Annotated in this window: 20 protein-coding genes; 7 read left to right on the forward strand and 13 right to left on the reverse strand. The window is 63.9% G+C overall.

Annotated elements, in window-relative coordinates:
* Nucleotides 1-13: 13 nt before the first annotated feature.
* The 10 genes from ACYCVF_RS32435 to ACYCVF_RS32480 all read right to left on the reverse strand — a co-directional run bounded on the left by ACYCVF_RS32435 (nucleotide 14) and on the right by ACYCVF_RS32480 (nucleotide 8,938).
* Entirely contained in the window at nucleotides 14-988 is a 975-nt protein-coding gene (locus tag ACYCVF_RS32435; RefSeq protein WP_459603714.1) for a type II secretion system F family protein, read from the reverse strand.
* Between the two features lie 9 nt (nucleotides 989-997).
* A complete protein-coding gene (locus tag ACYCVF_RS32440) occupies nucleotides 998-1,975 on the reverse strand; it encodes a type II secretion system F family protein (protein ID WP_459603715.1) in 978 nt (325 codons plus the stop codon).
* A gap of 16 nt (nucleotides 1,976-1,991) precedes the next feature.
* Entirely contained in the window at nucleotides 1,992-3,461 is a 1,470-nt protein-coding gene (locus tag ACYCVF_RS32445) for a CpaF family protein (protein ID WP_459603716.1), read from the reverse strand.
* 21 nt (nucleotides 3,462-3,482) lie between these two features.
* Complete coding sequence (locus ACYCVF_RS32450) at nucleotides 3,483-4,751, reverse strand: AAA family ATPase (RefSeq protein WP_459603717.1); 1,269 nt, start codon at nucleotides 4,749-4,751, stop codon at nucleotides 3,483-3,485.
* The gene (locus ACYCVF_RS32455; RefSeq protein WP_459603718.1) at nucleotides 4,748-5,482 is read right to left on the reverse strand and encodes a CpaD family pilus assembly protein; all 735 of its coding nucleotides are present in this window, start codon (nucleotides 5,480-5,482) and stop codon (nucleotides 4,748-4,750) included. Before ACYCVF_RS32455 ends, ACYCVF_RS32450 begins: the two co-directional genes overlap by 4 nt.
* 20 nt (nucleotides 5,483-5,502) lie before the next feature.
* Complete coding sequence (locus ACYCVF_RS32460) at nucleotides 5,503-6,978, reverse strand: type II and III secretion system protein family protein (RefSeq protein ID WP_459603719.1); 1,476 nt, start codon at nucleotides 6,976-6,978, stop codon at nucleotides 5,503-5,505.
* Between the two features lie 11 nt (nucleotides 6,979-6,989).
* Nucleotides 6,990-7,787 (reverse strand): Flp pilus assembly protein CpaB, encoded by a 798-nt coding sequence (gene cpaB, locus ACYCVF_RS32465; protein ID WP_459603720.1) that lies wholly within the window; start codon nucleotides 7,785-7,787, stop codon nucleotides 6,990-6,992.
* 128 nt (nucleotides 7,788-7,915) lie between these two features.
* The gene (locus tag ACYCVF_RS32470; protein WP_459603721.1) at nucleotides 7,916-8,440 is read right to left on the reverse strand and encodes an A24 family peptidase; all 525 of its coding nucleotides are present in this window, start codon (nucleotides 8,438-8,440) and stop codon (nucleotides 7,916-7,918) included.
* Nucleotides 8,441-8,560: 120 nt separating this feature from the next.
* A complete protein-coding gene (locus tag ACYCVF_RS32475; protein WP_459603722.1) occupies nucleotides 8,561-8,704 on the reverse strand; it encodes a hypothetical protein in 144 nt (47 codons plus the stop codon).
* Nucleotides 8,705-8,773: 69 nt separating this feature from the next.
* The gene (locus tag ACYCVF_RS32480; protein ID WP_027544253.1) at nucleotides 8,774-8,938 is read right to left on the reverse strand and encodes a Flp family type IVb pilin; all 165 of its coding nucleotides are present in this window, start codon (nucleotides 8,936-8,938) and stop codon (nucleotides 8,774-8,776) included.
* A gap of 268 nt (nucleotides 8,939-9,206) precedes the next feature.
* On the opposite strand from ACYCVF_RS32480, the gene ACYCVF_RS32485 reads away from it, so the two are divergent.
* From ACYCVF_RS32485 to ACYCVF_RS32500, 4 genes are all read left to right on the forward strand, one after another.
* Complete coding sequence (locus tag ACYCVF_RS32485; protein ID WP_459603723.1) at nucleotides 9,207-10,034, forward strand: sterol desaturase family protein; 828 nt, start codon at nucleotides 9,207-9,209, stop codon at nucleotides 10,032-10,034.
* 150 nt (nucleotides 10,035-10,184) lie between these two features.
* The gene (locus ACYCVF_RS32490) at nucleotides 10,185-10,688 is read left to right on the forward strand and encodes a pilus assembly protein N-terminal domain-containing protein (protein ID WP_459603724.1); all 504 of its coding nucleotides are present in this window, start codon (nucleotides 10,185-10,187) and stop codon (nucleotides 10,686-10,688) included.
* 184 nt (nucleotides 10,689-10,872) lie between these two features.
* Nucleotides 10,873-11,454 carry a TadE/TadG family type IV pilus assembly protein gene (locus ACYCVF_RS32495; protein WP_459603725.1) on the forward strand — a complete coding sequence of 194 codons (582 nt, stop codon included), beginning with the start codon at nucleotides 10,873-10,875 and terminating at the stop codon, nucleotides 11,452-11,454.
* Between the two features lie 23 nt (nucleotides 11,455-11,477).
* Nucleotides 11,478-12,092, forward strand: coding sequence for a TadE/TadG family type IV pilus assembly protein (locus tag ACYCVF_RS32500; protein WP_459603726.1), 615 nt, complete (start codon nucleotides 11,478-11,480; stop codon nucleotides 12,090-12,092).
* A 100-nt stretch (nucleotides 12,093-12,192) separates the two neighbouring features.
* Here ACYCVF_RS32500 and ACYCVF_RS32505 read toward each other — a convergent pair whose 3' ends face one another.
* The 3 genes from ACYCVF_RS32505 to ACYCVF_RS32515 form a co-directional block, all read right to left on the reverse strand.
* Nucleotides 12,193-12,405, reverse strand: a complete 213-nt coding sequence (locus ACYCVF_RS32505) for a cold-shock protein (protein ID WP_014439634.1) — start codon at nucleotides 12,403-12,405, stop codon at nucleotides 12,193-12,195.
* A 256-nt stretch (nucleotides 12,406-12,661) separates the two neighbouring features.
* Nucleotides 12,662-12,949 (reverse strand): translation initiation factor IF-1, encoded by a 288-nt coding sequence (gene infA, locus ACYCVF_RS32510; RefSeq protein WP_024340539.1) that lies wholly within the window; start codon nucleotides 12,947-12,949, stop codon nucleotides 12,662-12,664.
* Between the two features lie 23 nt (nucleotides 12,950-12,972).
* Nucleotides 12,973-14,556, reverse strand: coding sequence for a DEAD/DEAH box helicase (locus ACYCVF_RS32515; protein ID WP_459603727.1), 1,584 nt, complete (start codon nucleotides 14,554-14,556; stop codon nucleotides 12,973-12,975).
* 480 nt (nucleotides 14,557-15,036) lie between these two features.
* On the opposite strand from ACYCVF_RS32515, the gene urtA reads away from it, so the two are divergent.
* The 3 genes from urtA (at nucleotide 15,037) to urtC (ending at nucleotide 19,216) form a co-directional block, all read left to right on the forward strand.
* Nucleotides 15,037-16,359, forward strand: coding sequence for an urea ABC transporter substrate-binding protein (urtA, locus tag ACYCVF_RS32520; RefSeq protein ID WP_459603728.1), 1,323 nt, complete (start codon nucleotides 15,037-15,039; stop codon nucleotides 16,357-16,359).
* A gap of 83 nt (nucleotides 16,360-16,442) precedes the next feature.
* Nucleotides 16,443-18,050, forward strand: a complete 1,608-nt coding sequence (urtB, locus tag ACYCVF_RS32525) for an urea ABC transporter permease subunit UrtB (protein WP_459603729.1) — start codon at nucleotides 16,443-16,445, stop codon at nucleotides 18,048-18,050.
* Complete coding sequence (urtC, locus tag ACYCVF_RS32530; protein WP_459603730.1) at nucleotides 18,047-19,216, forward strand: urea ABC transporter permease subunit UrtC; 1,170 nt, start codon at nucleotides 18,047-18,049, stop codon at nucleotides 19,214-19,216. Before urtB ends, urtC begins: the two co-directional genes overlap by 4 nt.
* Nucleotide 19,217 lies beyond the last annotated feature (1 nt).

Consider the following 19,217-nt stretch of genomic DNA (forward strand, 5'->3'; position numbering starts at 1 on the left):
GTCAGCCCCGAACTCATTGCATCTCCGTGACCTTGATGCCCGTCGGTCCGAGAATGACCACGAACAGCACCGGCAGGAAGAACAGGATCATCGGCACCGTCAGCTTCGGCGGCAGGGCGGCGGCCTTCTTTTCGGCTTCGTTCATGCGCATGTCGCGATTTTCCTGCGCCATGACGCGCAAGGATTGGCCGAGCGGGGTGCCGTAGCGCTCCGCCTGCTGAAGCGCGAGACACACCGACTTGACGCCCTCGAGCCCGGTGCGCCGTGCCAGGTTCTCATAGGCGACCTTGCGGTCCTGCAAATAGGACAGTTCGGCCGTGGTCAGGGTGAACTCCTCCGACAGCGCGATCGACTGGCCCACGATCTCGGTGGCAACCTTCCGGAACGCCATCTCGACCGACATGCCGGATTCGATGCAGATCAGGAGCAGGTCGAGCGCGTCGGGGAACGCGCGCTTGATCGAGAGCTGCCGCTTGGAGATCGCATTCCTGAGGAACAGCATCGGCGCCTGGAGGCCGAGATAGGCGGCGCCGAGGCAGATGCCGATCTTGATCGGCATCGCCTGTTCCATATGCGCGATCACGAAGACGTAGAGAACCGAGCCGATCAGGAGCACGATCGGGGCGACCATGCGGGCAAACAGGAAGGTGATGTAGGGCGCCTGGCCGCGGTAGCCCGCCATGATGAGCTTGTCCCGCGCAGCTTCCTGCGCGAGCCATTTGGTGAGGTTGAAGTCCTCGACCACCTTGGAGACCAGTTGCTTCGGCGTCTGGCGCAGCGAGACCTTCTCGCTCTTGTGAAGACGCTCACGCTCGCGCTGACGAATGCGCTCGCGCTCGCTTGCCACCGCTTTCATGCGCTTGGAGAGGCCCTCGCCCGCGAACAGCGGCATCACCAGCGTATACACGGTCGCACTCGCGGCGATGGCCGCGAGCAGCATGGTCATGAACCGGACGTCGTGCAGTTTCGAGACGAGGAATTCGACCATGCGGCACCGTCAGAAATCGAAGTTGATCATCTTCTTCATCACCATGATGCCGATTGACATCCAGACGACGCAACCGACCAGCATCAGCTGTCCGGTGGGGTGAGTCCAAAGGACTGAGATGTATTGCGGCGTCGTGAGATAGACGAGGAACATCACGATCGGCGGCAGCGAACCGATGATGCCGGCCGAGGCCTTTGCTTCCATCGACATCGCCTGGATCTTTTCCTTCATCTTCTTGCGGTCACGCAGCACCTTGGAGAGGTTGCCGAGCGCTTCCGAGAGGTTGCCGCCCGATTTCTGCTGGATCGATATGACGATGCCGAAGAAGTTGGCCTCCGGCAGCGGCATGCGCTCGTAGAGTCGCGCGCAGGCCTCGCCCAGCGGCATGCCGATCGCCTGCGTCTCGATGATCGTCAGGAATTCGCTGCGCAGCGGCTCGGGCGCATCGGCGGCCACGACCTTGATCGATTCGAACAGCGGCAGTCCGGCCTTGATGCCGCGGACGATCACGTCGACCGCGTCGGGGAGCGCCGCCAGGAACTTGGTCTCGCGGCGCTTCTTCAGGAAGCCGAGTGCCCAGCGCGGCAGGCCGAAGCCGCCGGCAAAGGCAAGGCCGGCAGCGCCGATCAGGCCGCCGCCGGCGAACAGGGCGGCTGCGAAGAACACGCCCGCCACGACGGCGGACACGATCCAGAATTTCTGTGGCGTCCAGTCGAGTCCCGCCTGCGACAGGCGGACGGAGAGCGGTACGCTCTTTTCCTGCAGGCGCCGCGCCTCGAGGTCCTTGAGCGTGGTCTCGACCTGCTCGCGGCGCGAGCGCTGGGTCTTCTCGGCCTGGCGGGCCATGGGCGCCTCGGCGCGGGCGACCGAGGCGCGGCGGCTCTCCGCCTTTCGTTCGCCGGACAGCAGCGGATAGAGGAAGACCCAGGCGATGCCACCGACGGCAGCGGTAGCGAGGAAGGCGAGGGCGAGGACCTGCATGTTCATGGTGACGTTGACCTGCTCACGTCTTTACCGCCACTTCCGCCGCGTCGAGCGCGGCGGCAAGGCGCTTTTCCTCGCCGTAGTAGCGGGCGCGCTCCCAGAACTTCGGACGGCCGATGCCGGTCGAGCGGTGGCGGCCGATGATCTTGCCGTTGGCGTCCTCCCCCATCATGTCGTAGAGGAAGATGTCCTGGGTGATGATGGTATCGCCTTCCATGCCCATCACCTCGGTGACGTGGGTGATGCGGCGCGAGCCGTCGCGCAGGCGCGCGGCCTGGATGATGACGTCGATCGAAGCGCAGATCATCTCGCGGATGGTGCGCGAGGGAAGCGAGAAGCCGCCCATCGTGATCATGGATTCGCAGCGCGACAGTGCTTCGCGAGGGTTGTTGGCGTGAAGCGTGCCCATCGAGCCGTCGTGGCCGGTGTTCATGGCCTGGAGCAGGTCGAACGCCTCGGGTCCGCGGACTTCGCCGACGATGATGCGTTCGGGGCGCATACGCAGGCAGTTGCGCACCAGCTCGCGCATGGTGACCTGGCCCTCGCCCTCGATGTTGGGCGGGCGGGTTTCCAGCCGGACCACATGGGGCTGCTGCAGCTGGAGCTCGGCGGCGTCCTCGCAGGTGATGACGCGTTCGTCGTGCTCGATGTAGTTGGTCAGGCAGTTGAGTAGCGTCGTCTTGCCCGAGCCGGTACCGCCGGAGATCAGCACGTTGCAGCGGACCCGGCCGATGATCTGGAGGATTTCGGCGCCTTCCGGCGAGATCGCGCCGAACTTGACGAGCTGATCGAGCGTCAGCTTGTCCTTCTTGAATTTTCGGATGGTGAGGGCGGGACCGTCGATCGCGAGCGGCGGCACGATGGCGTTGACGCGGGAGCCGTCGGCGAGGCGCGCGTCGCAGATCGGCGAGGATTCGTCGACGCGGCGTCCGACCTGGCTGACGATGCGCTGGCAGATGTTGAGGAGCTGCTGGTTGTCGCGAAAGCGGATGCCGGTGCGCTGGATCTTGCCGCCGACTTCGATGAAGACGGTGCCGGCACCGTTCACCATGATGTCCGCGATATCGTCGCGCGCGAGCAGAGGCTCCAGTGGGCCGTAGCCGAGCACGTCGTTGCAGATGTCATCAAGCAGCTCTTCCTGCTCGGCGATCGACATCACGATGTTCTTGATCGCGATGATCTCGTTGACGATGTCGCGGATTTCCTCGCGCGCCGATTCCGAGTCGAGCTTGGCGAGCTGGGCGAGGTCGATGGCCTCGATCAGTGCGCCGAAGATGGTCGCCTTGACCTCGTAGTAATTGTCCGAACGCCGGTTCTCCATGGCCGGAGGCGGCGGAGCCTTGGCAGGAGCAAGCGGCGGCGAGGCGATGGCCGGCGGAGCCGGGACGCGCGACACCGTCGGCGCCTGAGCCTGGGCAGGCTCGAGCGCCACGGCGCCCGGCTTGGGCGCCCGAAAGTCGGTGTCTGTTCCGCTACGCTTACCGAACACTTAACAACTCCATGCGGCGGCTCATCTTCCCCGCAACTTCTCAATCAGAGGTGAAAGCAGGGACGACTTTTGCTTCTTGGTCTCGCTGCGGCCGGTCAGGCGCTGGGCGATCTGCAAGAACATCTCGATCGACTTGTGATTGGAGGAGATCTCCGCGATCATCTGGCCGTTGTTGGCCGCCGAGCCGAAGATCTGCGGCTCGAACGGGATCGAGACGACCGGCTGACTCTCGATCGCCTTCGCGAACTCCGCGGCGGCGATTTCGGGCCGTTTCGGCACGCCGACCTGGTTCAGGCAGTAGAGCGGCGGCCGGTCGTTGGGGCGCGCGGCCTTCAACAGGTCGAACAGGTTCTTGGTATTGCGCAAATTGGCGAGGTCGGGCGCGGCCACGATCAGGATGTCGTCCGCTCCGATCAAGGCGCGCTTGGTCCAGCCCGACCATTGATGTGGAACGTCGAGCACGATGCACGGCATGGTGGAGCGAAGCGTGTCGAACACGGCGTCGAAGGCGTCGGTACCGAAATCATAGACCCGGTCGAGCGTCGCAGGCGCCGCCAGCAGGCTGAGGTGATCGGTGCATTTCGACAGCAGGCGGTCGATGAAAGCGGTATCGACGCGGTCGGGCGAGAACACGGCGTCGGCGATGCCCTGCGGCGGATCCTGGTTGTAGTCGAGTCCGGCGGTGCCGAAGGCGAGGTCGAGGTCGGCGACGACGGCGTCCATCGCGAGGTCGCGCGCGATCGCCCAGGCGACATTGTGGGAGATGGTGGATGCCCCCACACCGCCCTTGGCGCCGACCACGGCGATGATGCGGCCGACCGCCTTGGCTTCCGGCGCCGAGAACAGGTTGCAGATCGAGCGCACGACGTCGATCGCGCCGACCGGCGCGAGCACGTAGTCGCTGACCCCGCGGCGAACAAGCTCCCGATAGAGCATGACGTCGTTGATGCGGCCGATCACGACGACGCGGGTGCCGGCGTCGCAGACGGTGGCGAGCTGGTCGAGCCCACCCAGCAGGTCGTTGCGGCCGTCGCTCTCGAGCACGATCACGTTCGGCGTCGGGGCCGAGCGGTAAGCCTCGACTGCGGCCGCCATGCCGCCCATCTGGATCTTGAGATGGGCCTTGCCGAGACGGCGATCCTCGCCGGCCGACTGGACCGCCGCGGCAGTCTCCACGGTTTCGCAAAAGGCCTGGACCGAGACGCGGGGCGCGGGCGCAATATGCTCCTCGACCGGCGGAGGAACTGCTTCCGGCTGCTCTTCGTGTGTCTGGCGCGCGTAGCTGATCATCTTCCGGTGTCGCTGAGTTTGGCCCTGTCGGCCTCGGGATAGGTGGTCGTCGTCGAGACTCCCTTGCGATACTTCTCGAGACCTGTGATGCGCCGCGGGGTGTATGACGGAGTTTCGGGGCGCGGCTGCTCGAGGTCGGTCGGGTTGTCGACCATGGCCGCGAGGTTGCGCTGATAGGCGCAGCCGTAATTGTAATAGTCCTTGTTCTCGAACCAGCGCTTGTTCTTCATCGAGGGGCCGATGTCCTCCGGCCACAGGCCGCAAGGACCGGCGACCGCCGCGATCTTGGAATAAGTGAGCCTGATCGGCGGCAGGAAGCGCTTGTCTTCCGGCTGGTAGGGGTGGACGCTGATGCCGCGCGGCGGAACGCCTGCCGCCGCCAATATCGCCTGGATCTCACGCATCGTGTCAGCAACCGGACGGGCATTGGGCGTATTGGACGGCACGTCGATGCGGACGGCGCCGGTGCCTTCGCGCAACCAGGCTGATGCGACGCCCATCACGTCGGCGCGCTGGGCGGCGGTCAAACCGCCGCGGGCATGGCCGACGAAGACGACGATCGAGCGATTTTGCTCCTCGACGGCGATCGGATGGCGCTGCTTGTAGTCGTCGGGAATGGAGGCGGTCGTTACCTCGTCGTGCTGACAGCCAACGAGCGCGAGCGCAACGCCGACGAGCGCGCCACCAAGGCGGATGGCGCGTCTGCGAAGCTGGGGTGGTTTTGTGATCATCGTGAAGTCCCCGTTCCGCCTCAGTCGGTGATGAAGCCGTAGGTGCCGCGGTAGTTCTTGGCCGGTTCGGTTCGTCCGGGCACGCCGTAGAGCCGGTTGATGTTGCCGATCAGCTGAGCCTGCGGATCCGAGGGCGGGGCGAAGCCGTCATCCGGCCGCGACAGGTCCTTCGGCGCAACCGCGCGAACGACGTAGGGCGTCACGATCACGACCAGCTCGGTCGCGTTGTTGACGAAGTCGCGGCTGCGAAACAGCGTGCCCAGGATCGGGAGCTGCATCAGCCCCGGCAATCCGCTGACCGCCTGCTTGGTCTGCTGCTGGATCAGGCCTGCCATCGCCATCGCGCCGCCGGAGGGAATCTCCAGCGAGGTCTCCGCGCGGCGGGTCCTGATCGAAGGCACCGTCAGCGAGTTCACCGAGGTCGAGGTCACGGCCTGCGACAGCGTGATCGAATTCTCGTTCGACAGCTCCGAGACCTCGGTCATCACCCGAAGGCTGATCTTGCCTTCGCTCAGCACTACGGGAGTGAAATTCAGAGAGATGCCGAACTTCTTGAAGCTGATCTGGGTGGTACAGACATGCGTGACGGGGTCGCACGCATAGCCTGCCGGGACCGGGAATTCACCGCCGGCGATGAACGTCGCCGATTCACCCGAGATCGCGGTCAGGTTCGGTTCGGCCAGCGTTCGGATCACGCCCGCGGTTTCCATCGCACGCAGGGTGGCCTGTACCGACGGCGTCGCGCCGAACTTCGTGGTCAGATTGTTGCCGTCCACCAGGTTGCGGCCATAGGCTGTGAACGGGTTCGAGTTGGTGAAGCTCACCACGGAGGTGCCGTAGTTGAGATTGGCGGTGAGGTCGATGCCGAGCTGCTTGACGATGTTGCGCTGGACCTCGGCCACCGTCACCTTGAGCATGATCTGGTCGCGGCCGCGCACCACGATCGAGTTCACCACCTTGTCGGCGCCGCCGGCCAGGCGCGCGGCGAGGTCGTTGGCCTGCTGCGCTTCCATCGGGTTGGCAGCCGTGCCGGTCAGGACGATGCCGTCGCCGAGGCCATCGATCTGGATGTCGGAATGGGGCAGGATCTGCTTCAGCGCGGCCCGTACGCCGTTGAGGTCGCGCTTGACCGCGATGTCATAGGCCGCAATCTGCTGACCGGCGGAATCGAAGAAAACGATGTTGGTCTGGCCGATCGCGGCGCCGATGATGTAGGCGCGCTGTGCCGAGCGGACCACCGCATTGGCGATCTTGGGATCGGCGACCAACACGTCCTTGATGTCGCGCGGCAGGTCGATCACGACGGACTTGCCGACGCCGAGCGAGAGGAAGCGCGCGTTGATCTGGCCGTCCGCCGCGACCGGCGCCACCGGGCGGTAATCGGCAGCGACCACCGGGCTGATGGCCGGGTTGAGCGTCAAGGCGAGGGCGGCCGAAAACGACAGAGCGCGGACCACCGAGGTTCGCATCGTCGCCAAATCTGCCCTGAAATTCATGTCGACTGTCTTCATCGTGCCTTAGCCGTCTGACTTGGAATGCCGTAGCGAATGATCGCGACGCCGTCGCCCTTCTGTATGGAATCGTCGAGCGTGATCTCGCTCATCTTGACGTCGGCTATGCTGCGCAGTGCCAGAGACAGCGTTCCGGCCTGGCGCGCCGACGATAGCGCCTGGGTCTGTGCGGCAGCGAGTTCCAAGGTCACCGTCTTGCCGACCACCGTATTCTGGCCGTCCTTCTCCTTCGGCGCCTGGTCGATGGCCAGGACGCGGATGTTGGTCAGGATGATCTCGGAGGTGACGATGTCCGGAGCACCGTTGCTCTGGTCGGGGTTCTTGAGCCGGCGCGTGAGGATCACATCGACGCGGTCGTTTGGCAGGATGAAGCCGCCTGCGCCGGTCTCCGGCGAGATCTCGGTCGAGATCGCCCGCATGCCGCTCGGCAGGATTGCCGCCATGAAGCCCGAGCCTTCGGCCTTGACCAGCTTCTGGTCGCGGATCGGTTCACCCTGAATGAAGGGAGCGCGCGCGATCGAGCCGGTCACCTGGGTCACGCCATCGGGACGCTCGTTGCGGCGGATGAAAGTGGCGCTGGCGGTCGCTGCCGGCCAGGTCTGCCATTGCACGTCATCCGGCTTGACCGTCTGGCCGAGACCGATGTCGTTCTTGGCCACGAGGACATCGACTGTCGGAAGCTGCGCGGTCGGCGCCGCAGGCGGCGCAGAATTGTCCGTCCCGCTCGCCAGGTACGCGGCGACGCCGCCGGCGCAGATCGCGACCGTCAGGACGACAATGCGTGCCCTATTCATACGCTTCACTTTCCAACAATACGCCGCGACGCTGCCGCCGCCGTGATCGGCAGTTGACCAGCTATTCGTCAAAGCATGGTTAATGAGGCGTATCTAAATCGCCTTAACGCCGGGTTTACCCGGTGTGTTCAGCGCAGTGCGAGGTGAGCGAGGTCGATCGCCTTCACCCATTCGGTCTCCGGGTAGACCATCAACGCGCTCAGCGCGAGCGCGATGCCGTAGGGAATGCCGCTCTCCTTGGCGTGTAGCCGTGCAAGCCAGGCCTGGCCCGCAAGGCCGTAGGGCAGCGGCCATTGCCGGAACTGAAGCAGGAGCAGAGTCAGCGCCCCGCCGAACAGCGAGGCGTAGAGCAGGAAGTTCATCAGGTGTGCAAAGCCGAACCAGAGCGCGACGGAGGCCGCGACCTTGGCGTCGCCACCGCCGACCCAGCCCATAGCGAAACAGGTGAAGGCCACGACGAGAAGCAGCGCGCCGGCACCGACATGGCTCAGCATCTCGTAAGGTGCCATGCCACCAGCGAGGGCGAGGGCGAAGAAGCCTGCGACCAGCGCCAGCGACACCCGGTTCGAGATCGTCATCGTGAGGAGATCGCTCGCGGCGGCGAATGCCATCAGGGCAGGGAAGAGCAGGAGGCGCGCAAGGTCGAGGATCATGGGCTGCGTCTTGAGGCCTGGGTTTGCCGCGGGAGCTGGCGTCGCCGAATGTTAGCGCGCAGTGCTAAACAAACCGACAACGGCGGCGAGGGCGAGATGCCGAGGCCGCCGAAAGCGTCTTCACCAGAAGCTGGCAATGCGCGCGGCAAGCGCGACCGTCGCAAGCAACAGCGCAAGGCAGATCCAATAGGCCGGCGACCTGGCCGCCGCTTCCGCCTCGTGCGCCGCGACAGCGGCATCGGTTCTGAACTTGTGCAACGCCACTGGAACTTGCCGTCTTCAGAAAAGCAAATGCCCCGGAGGTCCGGGGCTCTTGCCGTCGTCGTCGGTTGCTTACTTCAGCGAGGTGCTGATCGAGGTGAACTTGGTGTTCAGCGTGGTGCCGAGATTGTTGACGACGGTGATGATGGCCAGCGCGATGCCGGCGGCGATCAGGCCGTATTCGATGGCGGTGGCGCCGGATTCATCCTTCGCGAAACGCGCAATCAAGTTCTTCATGAACAAAACTCCAACTGGGTGAGATCGCCTCGTTCGGCGCTGTCTTTGACGCGACGACCATGAGAGCCGAGCTCTTTCGGTAGAGTTAATTCGATCGGGTAAACCCGCGTCCGGCGCGATGCTTTTGCCCAGAGTGAATTTCCCCTTAAGGCGACAGCTGCCGCACGCTCCAGTTCCAGATGCATCCGCAGCGCGGCGCCTGCTTCACCCTCCCTTAAATTTCGCCGAGTAGACGTAGGCAGGAGTGGAATTCGCGAGAGAGGCGACGATGTCGAGCCTGCCAATGCAAGTCGCCCTGATGCTCGGCGAGACCGTCGTGAAGGTGATCCCCGTCACCTTCGTCCTCGCGGCGGTCTTCACCGTGCTGGAGCATTTCTGGGCCTGCAATCCCGGTGCGCCGTGGTGGCGCAAGCGGGAAATCGTTACCGACATCTGCTACTGGTTCTTCGTTCCGGTGTTCGCCCGCACCATGCGGATCGGGCTTCTGATCGTCGGCGCCGGCGCCGTCTTCAACATCCACGACCCCGACGAGCTCATCGCCTTCTACGACAATGGCCATGGTCCGCTGGCGCAGCTGCCTCTGTGGGTGCAGGGCCTGCTATTCCTGGTGCTGTCCGATTTCATGCTGTACTGGCTGCACCGGCTTTTCCACGATGGCGGCTTCTGGAAGTACCATGCCATCCATCATTCCTCCGAGGAAATCGGGTGGATCTCCGCGGCTCGTTTCCATCCCGTCAATCTCCTGCTCGGGACGATCAGCGTCGACGTCGTGCTGCTGATGGCCGGTATCTCCCCGAACGTCATGATCTGGGTCGGCCCGTTCACCACCTTCCATTCGGCCTTCGTGCACGCCAACCTGAACTGGACCTTCGGACCGTTCAAATATCTGCTGGCGACGCCGGTATTCCACCGTTGGCACCATACCTCGCTCGAGGAGGGCGGCGACACCAATTTCGCCGGGACGTTCCCGATCTGGGACGTGCTGTTCGGTACCTTCCGCATGCCGGAGGGGCAACTGCCGCAGGATTACGGCAAGGACGAAGCGACCATGCCGAGGGAGATCGGGGGCCAGCTCGCTTATCCGTTCCGCCACTAGGAGGGATGGCGGGCAAAGGCCAGTCCGTTCAAACATTGATCGGCGAGTTTGCGGAACGTTCATGAATTCAAGGCAGGTTAGCCGGGTCGGGCACCGGCTCCGCCGTGTCGAGTCGCTTCTGCCGGTTTGTGTCGTCCCGGGGGTAAGAGTATGCGTAAAGAACTGCTGCGCCGTCAGGCGCGCGTCGGTCTTCTGGTTGCGGCTGCAGTGCTTGCATGGCCGGCCACCGGCGGTGCCGAGCCCATCGCCGACACCATTGCCGTCAATGTCGACCAGGCCAGGCTGGTACGGCTGCCCGGCAAGGTGGCGACCATCGTGGTTGGCAATCCCCTGATCGCCGATGTCACGCTCCAGCCGGGCGGCATGATCGTCGTGACCGGGAAGGGCTATGGGGCCACCAACTTCATCGCGCTCGACCGGGGCGGCGAGATTCTGGTCGACCGTCAGATCCAGGTTGAAGGTCCGAGCGACCGGCTCGTCACCGTCTATCGCGGGGTCGAGCGCGAGTCCTACAGCTGCGTACCGCTTTGTCAGCGTCGCGTGACGCTCGGCGACAGCGACACCTACTTCACCAACACGATGAACCAGGCCGGTTCGCTGAGCAGCAGTGCCAGCGGTAGCAGCGGTGCCGGCGCGGCTGCCAAATCAAACTAAAGCCCCTTGCGGATCCGAGGCGGCGTCTCTTCGCGCGTGCCGTGTTTCCGTGCTTCGGGGCGCGGCTGGTTAACACATTCCTAAAGGCGCGGCCCGCCGGACGCGGATAGCCTGAAACACTTAGACAATCAGTTTCCGCTATTGAACGGGCAGATGATCGCCCGTTGCTGGGGAATTTGACGAGATGCCATCGCCTGCACCTACGAGGTTCACGCTCCGGAAAGCGCTGGCCCGGTTTCGCGGCAACCGTCGCGGCTCCGCAGCCGTCGAGTTTGCGCTGGTCGCACCGATGTTCTTCGGGCTGCTGTTCGCCATCATCGAGACGGCGCTCATGTTCTTCGCAAGCCAGGTGCTCGAGACAATCACTCAGAATTCCGCACGCGCGATTCTGACCGGCCAGGCGCAGGCGCAGGGCGGCTCGGTGGCGGCCTGCCAGACCGCGCCAAATACCGTCATGGCGTGCGACCAGGCAACGTTCAAGGCCTATGTCTGCAGCCAGATTCCGGCGCTGTTCGACTGCAGCAAGCTCTACGTCGACGTCGTGAGCACCAGCTCCTTCGGAGCGCTGAGCCTCAAGAGCTTTGGCACGTCCTGCGACTTCAATCCCACTGGCATGCAGTACAATGCCGGAACTTCCGGCCAGGTCGTCGTGGTGCGGCTGTTCTATCAGTGGCCGCTCGTCGTCACCGGCCTCGGCTACAACATGGGGTGCAGCAACAAGCGGCTGATGGTGGCGACCACCGCCTTCAAGAACGAACCCTTCTGAGGCAGATGGATCTGAGCGGACCAATGCAGGCGATTGCGATTATCTGGAGGAATGCACGTTGCTCCGCGCGCGACTTCGTCGCCGACAAGCGCGCGCTCGCGGCGACCGAATTCGCGGTCATCGTACCGCTGATGCTGGTCATGTTCTTCGGCACCGTCGAATTCTCGTCGGCCGTGGCGATCGACCGCAAGGTCACATTGATCGCGCGGACGCTGTCCGACTTGACGTCGCAGTCGACGGCGCTCGCCGATGCCGACATGCGGAACACGTTTACGGCAAGCATCTCGGTCGTCATGCCTTACGACGCTGCGCTCGTGAAGGGCACGATTTCCCAGATTTACGTCGATGCCAACAGCATTGCCACGGTCCAGTGGAGCAAGGCCGGCGTCATCGCGAGCGGCGCGACGCAAGCCACGTTGGCGACCTCGGCTCGGAACGCCGGCGACAAGGTCACCTCGGAGATTCCCCCGACGCTCTTGATTCCGTCGAGCTACCTCATACTGAGCGAGGCGAACTACACTTACACGCCGACCATCGGCTACGTGTTGAAGCCGAAAATAACGCTGAGCGATCTCTCCTATACGCGACCGCGCCAGGTCACCTGTGTGCCTTACAACGGCGTGCCGTCGACGTGTTGAAATCGCAGGCCGACACTGGAATGAAAAAGGCCGCGCGTTCCGCACGGCCTTCTTGCTTGTTCTGGCTCGGTTGACCGATCGGGGCCAACGGCCCGCAGGCTCAGCCCGCAGCGCGGAGGTTGTCCGCCGCCGACTTGCCGGAGCGGCGGTCGGCCACGATCTCGTAGGAAATCTTCTGGCCTTCGCGCAGCGAGCCGAGACCGGCGCGCTCCACGGCGCTGATGTGAACGAACACGTCCTGGCCGCCGTCGTCGGGCTGGATGAAGCCGAAGCCCTTGGTCGCGTTAAACCACTTCACGGTTCCCATGCTCATGGGGGAGTCCTTCTCAGATACACAATGTCGGAGCCCACTCGCGCGGGCAGGTTAGATCGAATTTCTGGAAGGGTCGTCAGCGTGTCTGAACCGGCTGTACCGGTGGATGCCAATGTCGTCCGGCCGAAAATCGATTAGTTCATTTTATCGGAAACGAGGCTTTGAAACAATCGGGACGTGCACGATTTTTTGATCCGCCGTCGGCGCGGCGGATCAACATGCAGGTCGGATTCGTGCGCCCGCGCGCTGCAGCGGATTAGCGGCGACGGAACTGGCCGCCGCGCTGTCCGGGACGGGGCGGTCCGCCCGCCGTGCTGGGACGCTCGTCCTTGTGGCGGAAAATCAGCCGGCCCTTCTCGAGGTCGTAGGGCGACATCTCCACCGTCACGCGGTCGCCCGCGAGCGTCTTGATGCGGTTCTTCTTCATCTTGCCGGCGGTATAGGCAACGATCTCGTGTCCGGCGTCGAGCTGCACGCGGTAGCGGGCGTCGGGGAGGATTTCGGTGACCAGTCCTTCGAACTGGATCAGCTCTTCCTTAGCCATGAATTTCTCCAGGTCGTGGACGGCTAGTGCGAATAGGGTTTGCGGTTCGGTTGGCTGTTTGGCCGACTCTCGCGGCGTAAAAAAGCAACGCCTTGTATCCCATCAGGGGTCCCGGCGCTATGCGCGGAACGCTGTTCCGGACGGTCGACAGGCGATGAATGCATCTTACCACCGGAGCGGCGGCGCCGAGAACCCTTCGAACCATTGGGGCCATTGCCGGGCCGTCCGTCAGCATGCCTCGCCTCGGCGTGCCGTCCTTCACCGTGCCTTCCGTCGCCTTGCTTGCCGGCACCATGGTGGCGCCCGTCGGCATGTCTTTCGTCGGCACGCCGCCCGTCACCGTTCCGTGCCCCTTGCGGGCGCTGGCCCGGGCGGCCGCCCGGCCGGCCCTGCCGTTGCTGCGACGGGGCGGGGCCGGCATCGCGGCGCCCGGCGTCGGTGCGGTGGTCCTCGCGCGGCAGCACCACGCGGATCAGCCGTTCGATATCACGGAGATAGCCGAGCTCCTCGCCGCCTGCGACCAGCGAGATCGCGGTGCCGTCGGCGCCGGCGCGGGCGGTGCGCCCGATGCGGTGGACGTAGGTCTCCGGGACGTTGGGCAGGTCGAAATTGATGACGTGGGTGATGCCGTCGACGTCGATGCCGCGGGCGGCGATGTCGGTCGCAACCAGGGTGCGGATCTCGCCGGAGCGGAACTGGGCGAGCGTCCGCTCGCGATGGTTCTGGGACTTGTTGCCGTGGATGGCGCTTGCGGCAATGCCGGCCTTTTCAAGGGTCTTCACCACCTTGTCGGCGCCGTGCTTGGTGCGAGTGAAAACCAGTGCGCGGTTGATCGGCTCGTCCTTCAGGAGCTTGGTCAGGAAGGCGGGCTTGGAAGAGAAGTCAACCTGGACGATGCGCTGGTTGATCCGCTCGGCGGTCGAGGAAACCGGGGTCACCGCGACGCGGGCCGGATCGCGCAGCATGGCGTCGGCGAGCTCGGCGATGTCCTTCGGCATGGTGGCCGAGAAGAACAGCGTCTGCCGCTTGATCGGCAGCTTGGCGACGATTTTGCGAATATCGTTGATGAACCCCATGTCGAGCATGCGGTCGGCCTCGTCGAGCACGAGGAACTCGACGCTGGAAAGCTTCAGCCCGTTGCTCTGCACGAGGTCGAGCAGACGGCCGGGGGTGGCGACCAGAACGTCGACGCCCTGCATCAAGGCGCGGACCTGACGGCCCATCGGCACGCCGCCGATGGCGAGGGTCGACGCCAGCCGGAGGTGACGGCCATAGGCGTTGAAGCTGTCCAGGATTTGGCCTGAAAGCTCGCGGGTCGGAGAGAGCACGAGTACGCGGCAGGTCTTGGGCTGCGGCTTGATGCGGTTCTCGAGCAACCGGTGGAGGATCGGCAGCGCGAAGGACGCGGTCTTGCCGGTTCCGGTCTGGGCGATGCCGACGACGTCCCGGCCGGTCAGCGCCGTCGGAATGGTCTGGGCCTGGATCGGGGTGGGGGTGACGTAGTTCTCTTCACGAAGAGCACGGGCGATTGGCTCGGCGAGGCCGAAATCCTGAAACGAAGTCAAAAGAGGGGTTCTTTCCATGTCGGAAGCGGGCGCCCGGCGCATTCAGCGCGGCGCGCGCAAAAGGGTGTCGAGATGACACCTGCGTGTTTGGGGTGTCGGATGGGCTTGGGAGATATGGGGCAAGCCAGAGGCCCGTACGGGCTTAAGAACACGCAGCTCGCTACGACCCCTTGATTCGCAAGAGGTCTCGGATGGTCATATGGAACATCGAGGGGGCGCTTTCAAGGCAAGTTCGCTCGAAACAGTGACCGCGGTGCAAAAATAGTGATGCCGGAAATTTAGCCAAAGTAGGAATTTTGCTTAGATAATAAACTGCCTGCCGCTTTCGCATACATTTGAATTGCCTGGAATTTAGGCGATGTGACTGCGGCGAAACTTTGATTTCTGGCGATTATTCAAACGAAAACAAGTGGTTGAAGGGTGCTCAGCCCATGGCATGGTTCTTGCGATTCCGTTAATCGCAGGCGGCCGTGGGGCCGTTTCGCAGCGTTTTAACGTCTGCGTCAGGGAGATGAGACACTCATGTTTAGCAAATCCACTCACGATATAGCGGCATCATTTAGCCGCCGCGGCGTACTCGCCGCGACCGCCGGACTGGTGCTGGGTCTGGCTTCATTGACTGGCGCGAACGCCGCGGACGACACCATCAAAGTCGGCGTGCTCCACTCCCTGTCGGGCACCATGGCGATCAGCGAAACCACGCTGAAGGACACCATCCTCTTCCTCATCGACGAGCAGAACAAGAAGGGCGGCGTGCTCGGCAAGAAGCTCGAAGCCGTCGTCGTCGATCCCGCTTCGAACTGGCCACTGTTCGCCGAAAAGGCGCGCGAGCTGATCACGAAGGACAAGGTCTCTGTCGTGTTCGGCTGCTGGACCTCGGTGTCGCGCAAGTCAGTGCTCCCGGTCTTCAAGGAGCTGAACAACATTCTGTTCTACCCTGTGCAGTACGAGGGCGAGGAGAGCGAGCGCAACGTGTTCTACACGGGTGCTGCGCCGAACCAGCAGGCGATCCCCGCCGTCGATTATCTGATGAAGGAAGAGAAGGTGAAGCGCTGGGTGCTCGCGGGCACCGACTACGTCTATCCGCGCACCACCAACAAGATCCTGGAAGCCTATCTGAAGTCGAAGGGTGTCGCCCAGGAAGACATCATGATCAACTACACGCCCTTCGGTCACTCCGATTGGCAGACGATCGTCGCCGACATCAAGAAGTTCGGATCGGCCGGCAAGAAGACCGCAGTGGTCTCGACCATCAACGGCGACGCCAACGTTCCCTTCTACAAGGAGCTCGGCAACCAGGGCATCAAGGCCAAGGACATTCCGGTGGTCGCGTTCTCGGTGGGCGAAGAAGAGCTCGCCGGCATCGACACCAAGCCGCTGGTCGGCCATCTCGCCGCCTGGAACTACTTCCAGTCGATCAAGACCCCCGCGAACGAGAAGTTCATCAAGGACTGGCAGGCCTACACCAAGAACCCGAAGCGCGTGACCAACGATCCGATGGAAGCGCATGTGATCGGTTTCGCCATGTGGGTGAAGGCGGTCGAGAAGGTGAAGTCGACCGATCCGGACAAGGTGATCGATGCGCTCCCCGGCATCGAGGCGCCGAACCTGACCGGTGGCGTCTCCAAGATGCTGCCCAACCACCACATCACCAAGCCGGTGTTCATCGGCGAGATCAAGGGCAACGGCCAGTTCGACGTGGTCTGGAAGACGCCGGGTCTCGTTGCGGGCGATGCCTGGTCGAAGGAGCTGGACGGCTCCAAGGACCTGATCGGCGACTGGGTCGAGAAGAAGTGCGGCAATTTCAACACCAAGACCAGCAAGTGCCTCGGTTCGGGCTCCTGAACCGGATCTGACGCTCCATGCACGATCGGGGAAGGCGGCGATCCCGCCGCCTTCTCCACTCATTTCTGCCGGGGTCATTCACAGTGCCAGCCCATTTGTCCGCCCGTCTCCGTTCGCTTGCACTCTCGCTGTTTCTGATCGCATTCGCGCTGCCGGCCTTTGCCGGTCCGTTCGAGGACGCGGTCGCCAAATTCGCCAACGACGATTTTTCCGACACGGAAGAGGCGATAGGTGTGGTCGCGGGCAGCGGCAACAAGCTGGCTTTCCCCATCATCAGCGCGCTTCAGGACGGCCGCCTCATGGCTGATCCTGACAGCAAGAAAGTTTACGTCACCGGCACCGACGGCAAGTCGATCGACGCTGCGACCGGCGAGGCCGTCACCAGCGTTCCCGACAGCGCGGCCGCGGTTCGCCTCAACAACCGCCTGCGCCGCAGCGTCGACGCCGCCATCGGCAGCTTGACGCTCCAGTCTCCGGATATCGGGACGCGGCTCCAGGCCGCGCAATCCGTCTTCAAGTCGCATGAGGAGACCGCGCTCGAGGCGGTCGATGGCGCGCTCGCCAAGGAAACCAACAAATCCGTCAAGGCTGCGCTCGGCGATGCCCGCGCCGCGATTCTGCTGTTCAAGCCGGACGCCACCGAGGTCGAGAAGCTCGAGGCGGTCGCCACCCTCAAGGCGCGCGGCGACCAGGAGGCGATGGCCCTGCTTACCGGCATGGGCGACCAGCCGGCCTCGGTGACCAAGGCCGCAGCGAGCGCGATCGGCTCGATCCAGAGCTCGCTCGCGGTCTGGTCCATGGTGCAGAACGCCTGGTACGGCCTCTCGCTCGGCTCGGTGCTGCTGCTCGCCGCGATCGGGCTCGCCATTACTTTCGGCGTGATGGGCGTCATCAACATGGCGCATGGCGAGATGGTGATGATCGGGGCCTACACCACCTTCGTGGTGCAGGAGGTGATCCGCACCCGCTATCCGGGCCTGTTCGACTATTCGCTGCTGATCGCCGTGCCTCTCGCCTTCCTGGTCGCCGGCGCCATCGGCGTTTTGATCGAGCGCAGCATCATCCGTTTCCTCTACGGCCGGCCGCTGGAGACGCTGCTGGCGACCTGGGGCCTGTCGCTGGTGCTGCAGCAGGCGGTGCGAACCATGTTCGGCCCGACCAATCGCGAGGTCGGCAACCCCTCCTGGATGAGCGGCGCGTTCGAGCTCGGCCAGATCACAATCACCTATAACCGGCTCTGGATCCTCGTCTTCACGCTCGCCGTGTTCATGATCCTGCTCGCGATGCTGCGCCACACGGCGTTGGGGCTCGAGATGCGTGCGGTGACGCAGAACCGCCGCATGGCGGCCTCGATGGGCATCGCCACCTCGCGCGTCGATGCACTGACCTTCGGCCTCGGTTCGGGCATCGCCGGCATCGCCGGCGTAGCGCTGTCGCAGATCGACAATGTCAGCCCCAATCTGGGCCAGAGCTACATCATCGACAGCTTCATGGTCGTGGTGTTCGGTGGTGTCGGCAATCTCTGGGGCACGCTGGTTGGCGCCTTCACGCTCGGTATCGCCAACAAGTTCCTGGAGCCGGTCGCGGGCGCCGTGCTCGGCAAGATCGCGATCCTGGTTCTCATCATCCTGTTCATTCAAAAACGGCCGCGCGGCCTGTTCGCGCTCAAGGGCCGTGCGGTGGAAGCATGACCCCTCACATGCTGACGCGGTCGCTGGACCGCAGCGCGACGATCTTCCTCGCCGTCGTCGCGGCTTGCGGCATCCTCATTCCGCTCTCCAATCTGCTGCTGCCCGCGGGTTCGTTCCTGCAGGTGCCGACCTATCTCGTCGCGCTGTGGGGCAAATATGTCTGCTACGCCATCCTCGCACTCTCGATCGACCTGATCTGGGGCTATTGCGGCATTCTCTCGCTCGGCCATGGCGCGTTCTTCGCGCTCGGCGGTTACGCCATGGGCATGTATCTGATGCGGCAGATCGGCACCCGTGGCGTGTACGGCAATCCGATCCTGCCCGACTTCATGGTGTTCCTGAACTATTCAAAGCTGCCCTGGTACTGGTACGGCTTCGACATGTTCTGGTTCGCGGCGCTGATGGTGCTGGTCGTGCCCGGCCTGCTCGCTTTCTGCTTCGGCTGGCTCGCGTTCCGCTCCCGCGTCACCGGCGTGTATCTGTCGATCATCACGCAGGCGATGACCTATGCGCTGCTGCTCGCCTTCTTCCGCAACGATTTCGGCTTCGGCGGCAACAACGGCCTGACCGACTTCAAGGACATTCTGGGATTCAACGTCCAGGCCGAAGGCACACGCGCGGCGCTGTTCGCGCTGAGCTGCCTGGCGTTGATCCTTGCCTTCCTGATCTGCCGCTCGGTCGTGTCTTCCAAGCTCGGCAAGGTGCTGATCGCGATCCGCGACGCGGAATCGCGCAGCCGGTTCCTCGGTTACCGGGTCGAATCCTACAAGTTGTTCGTGTTCACTCTCTCGGCCTGCATGGCCGGCGTCGCCGGTGCACTCTACGTGCCGCAGGTCGGCATCATCAACCCCTCCGAATTCGCCCCCGGCAATTCGATCGAGGCGGTGATTTGGGTCGCGGTGGGTGGCCGCGGCACCTTGGTGGGCGCAGCGCTCGGCGCCGTCGTCGTCAACTACGCGAAGACCTTCTTCACGTCCGGCATGCTCGCGCCCTACTGGCTGTTCATGCTGGGGGCGATGTTCATCCTCGTGACGCTGCTGCTGCCCAAGGGCATCGTCGGCACATTCAACGCCTGGTGGGACTCGTCGAAGGAAAAGCGCACTGCCGCGGCCGCGGCGAGCGCTGCGGCCGAAGACGGCGTCACCGAACCCAAGATGGCGGAGTAGC

This window comes from Bradyrhizobium cedriense, from assembly GCF_054602315.1.

Coding starts and splice junctions, on each gene's coding strand:
- ACYCVF_RS32505 (WP_014439634.1), bottom strand. CDS start 12,405: ATGAGCATGGGAACCGTGAAGTGGTTTAACGCGACCAAGGGCTTCGGC.
- ACYCVF_RS32460 (WP_459603719.1), bottom strand. CDS start 6,978: ATGAATTTCAGGGCAGATTTGGCGACGATGCGAACCTCGGTGGTCCGC.
- ACYCVF_RS32500 (WP_459603726.1), top strand. CDS start 11,478: ATGCAGGCGATTGCGATTATCTGGAGGAATGCACGTTGCTCCGCGCGC.
- ACYCVF_RS32470 (WP_459603721.1), bottom strand. CDS start 8,440: ATGATCCTCGACCTTGCGCGCCTCCTGCTCTTCCCTGCCCTGATGGCA.
- ACYCVF_RS32515 (WP_459603727.1), bottom strand. CDS start 14,556: ATGCGCCGGGCGCCCGCTTCCGACATGGAAAGAACCCCTCTTTTGACT.
- ACYCVF_RS32485 (WP_459603723.1), top strand. CDS start 9,207: ATGTCGAGCCTGCCAATGCAAGTCGCCCTGATGCTCGGCGAGACCGTC.
- ACYCVF_RS32435 (WP_459603714.1), bottom strand. CDS start 988: ATGGTCGAATTCCTCGTCTCGAAACTGCACGACGTCCGGTTCATGACC.
- urtA (WP_459603728.1), top strand. CDS start 15,037: ATGTTTAGCAAATCCACTCACGATATAGCGGCATCATTTAGCCGCCGC.
- ACYCVF_RS32480 (WP_027544253.1), bottom strand. CDS start 8,938: ATGAAGAACTTGATTGCGCGTTTCGCGAAGGATGAATCCGGCGCCACC.
- ACYCVF_RS32490 (WP_459603724.1), top strand. CDS start 10,185: ATGCGTAAAGAACTGCTGCGCCGTCAGGCGCGCGTCGGTCTTCTGGTT.
- ACYCVF_RS32440 (WP_459603715.1), bottom strand. CDS start 1,975: ATGAACATGCAGGTCCTCGCCCTCGCCTTCCTCGCTACCGCTGCCGTC.
- ACYCVF_RS32450 (WP_459603717.1), bottom strand. CDS start 4,751: ATGATCAGCTACGCGCGCCAGACACACGAAGAGCAGCCGGAAGCAGTT.
- urtC (WP_459603730.1), top strand. CDS start 18,047: ATGACCCCTCACATGCTGACGCGGTCGCTGGACCGCAGCGCGACGATC.
- ACYCVF_RS32495 (WP_459603725.1), top strand. CDS start 10,873: ATGCCATCGCCTGCACCTACGAGGTTCACGCTCCGGAAAGCGCTGGCC.
- infA (WP_024340539.1), bottom strand. CDS start 12,949: ATGGCTAAGGAAGAGCTGATCCAGTTCGAAGGACTGGTCACCGAAATC.
- ACYCVF_RS32455 (WP_459603718.1), bottom strand. CDS start 5,482: ATGATCACAAAACCACCCCAGCTTCGCAGACGCGCCATCCGCCTTGGT.
- cpaB (WP_459603720.1), bottom strand. CDS start 7,787: ATGAATAGGGCACGCATTGTCGTCCTGACGGTCGCGATCTGCGCCGGC.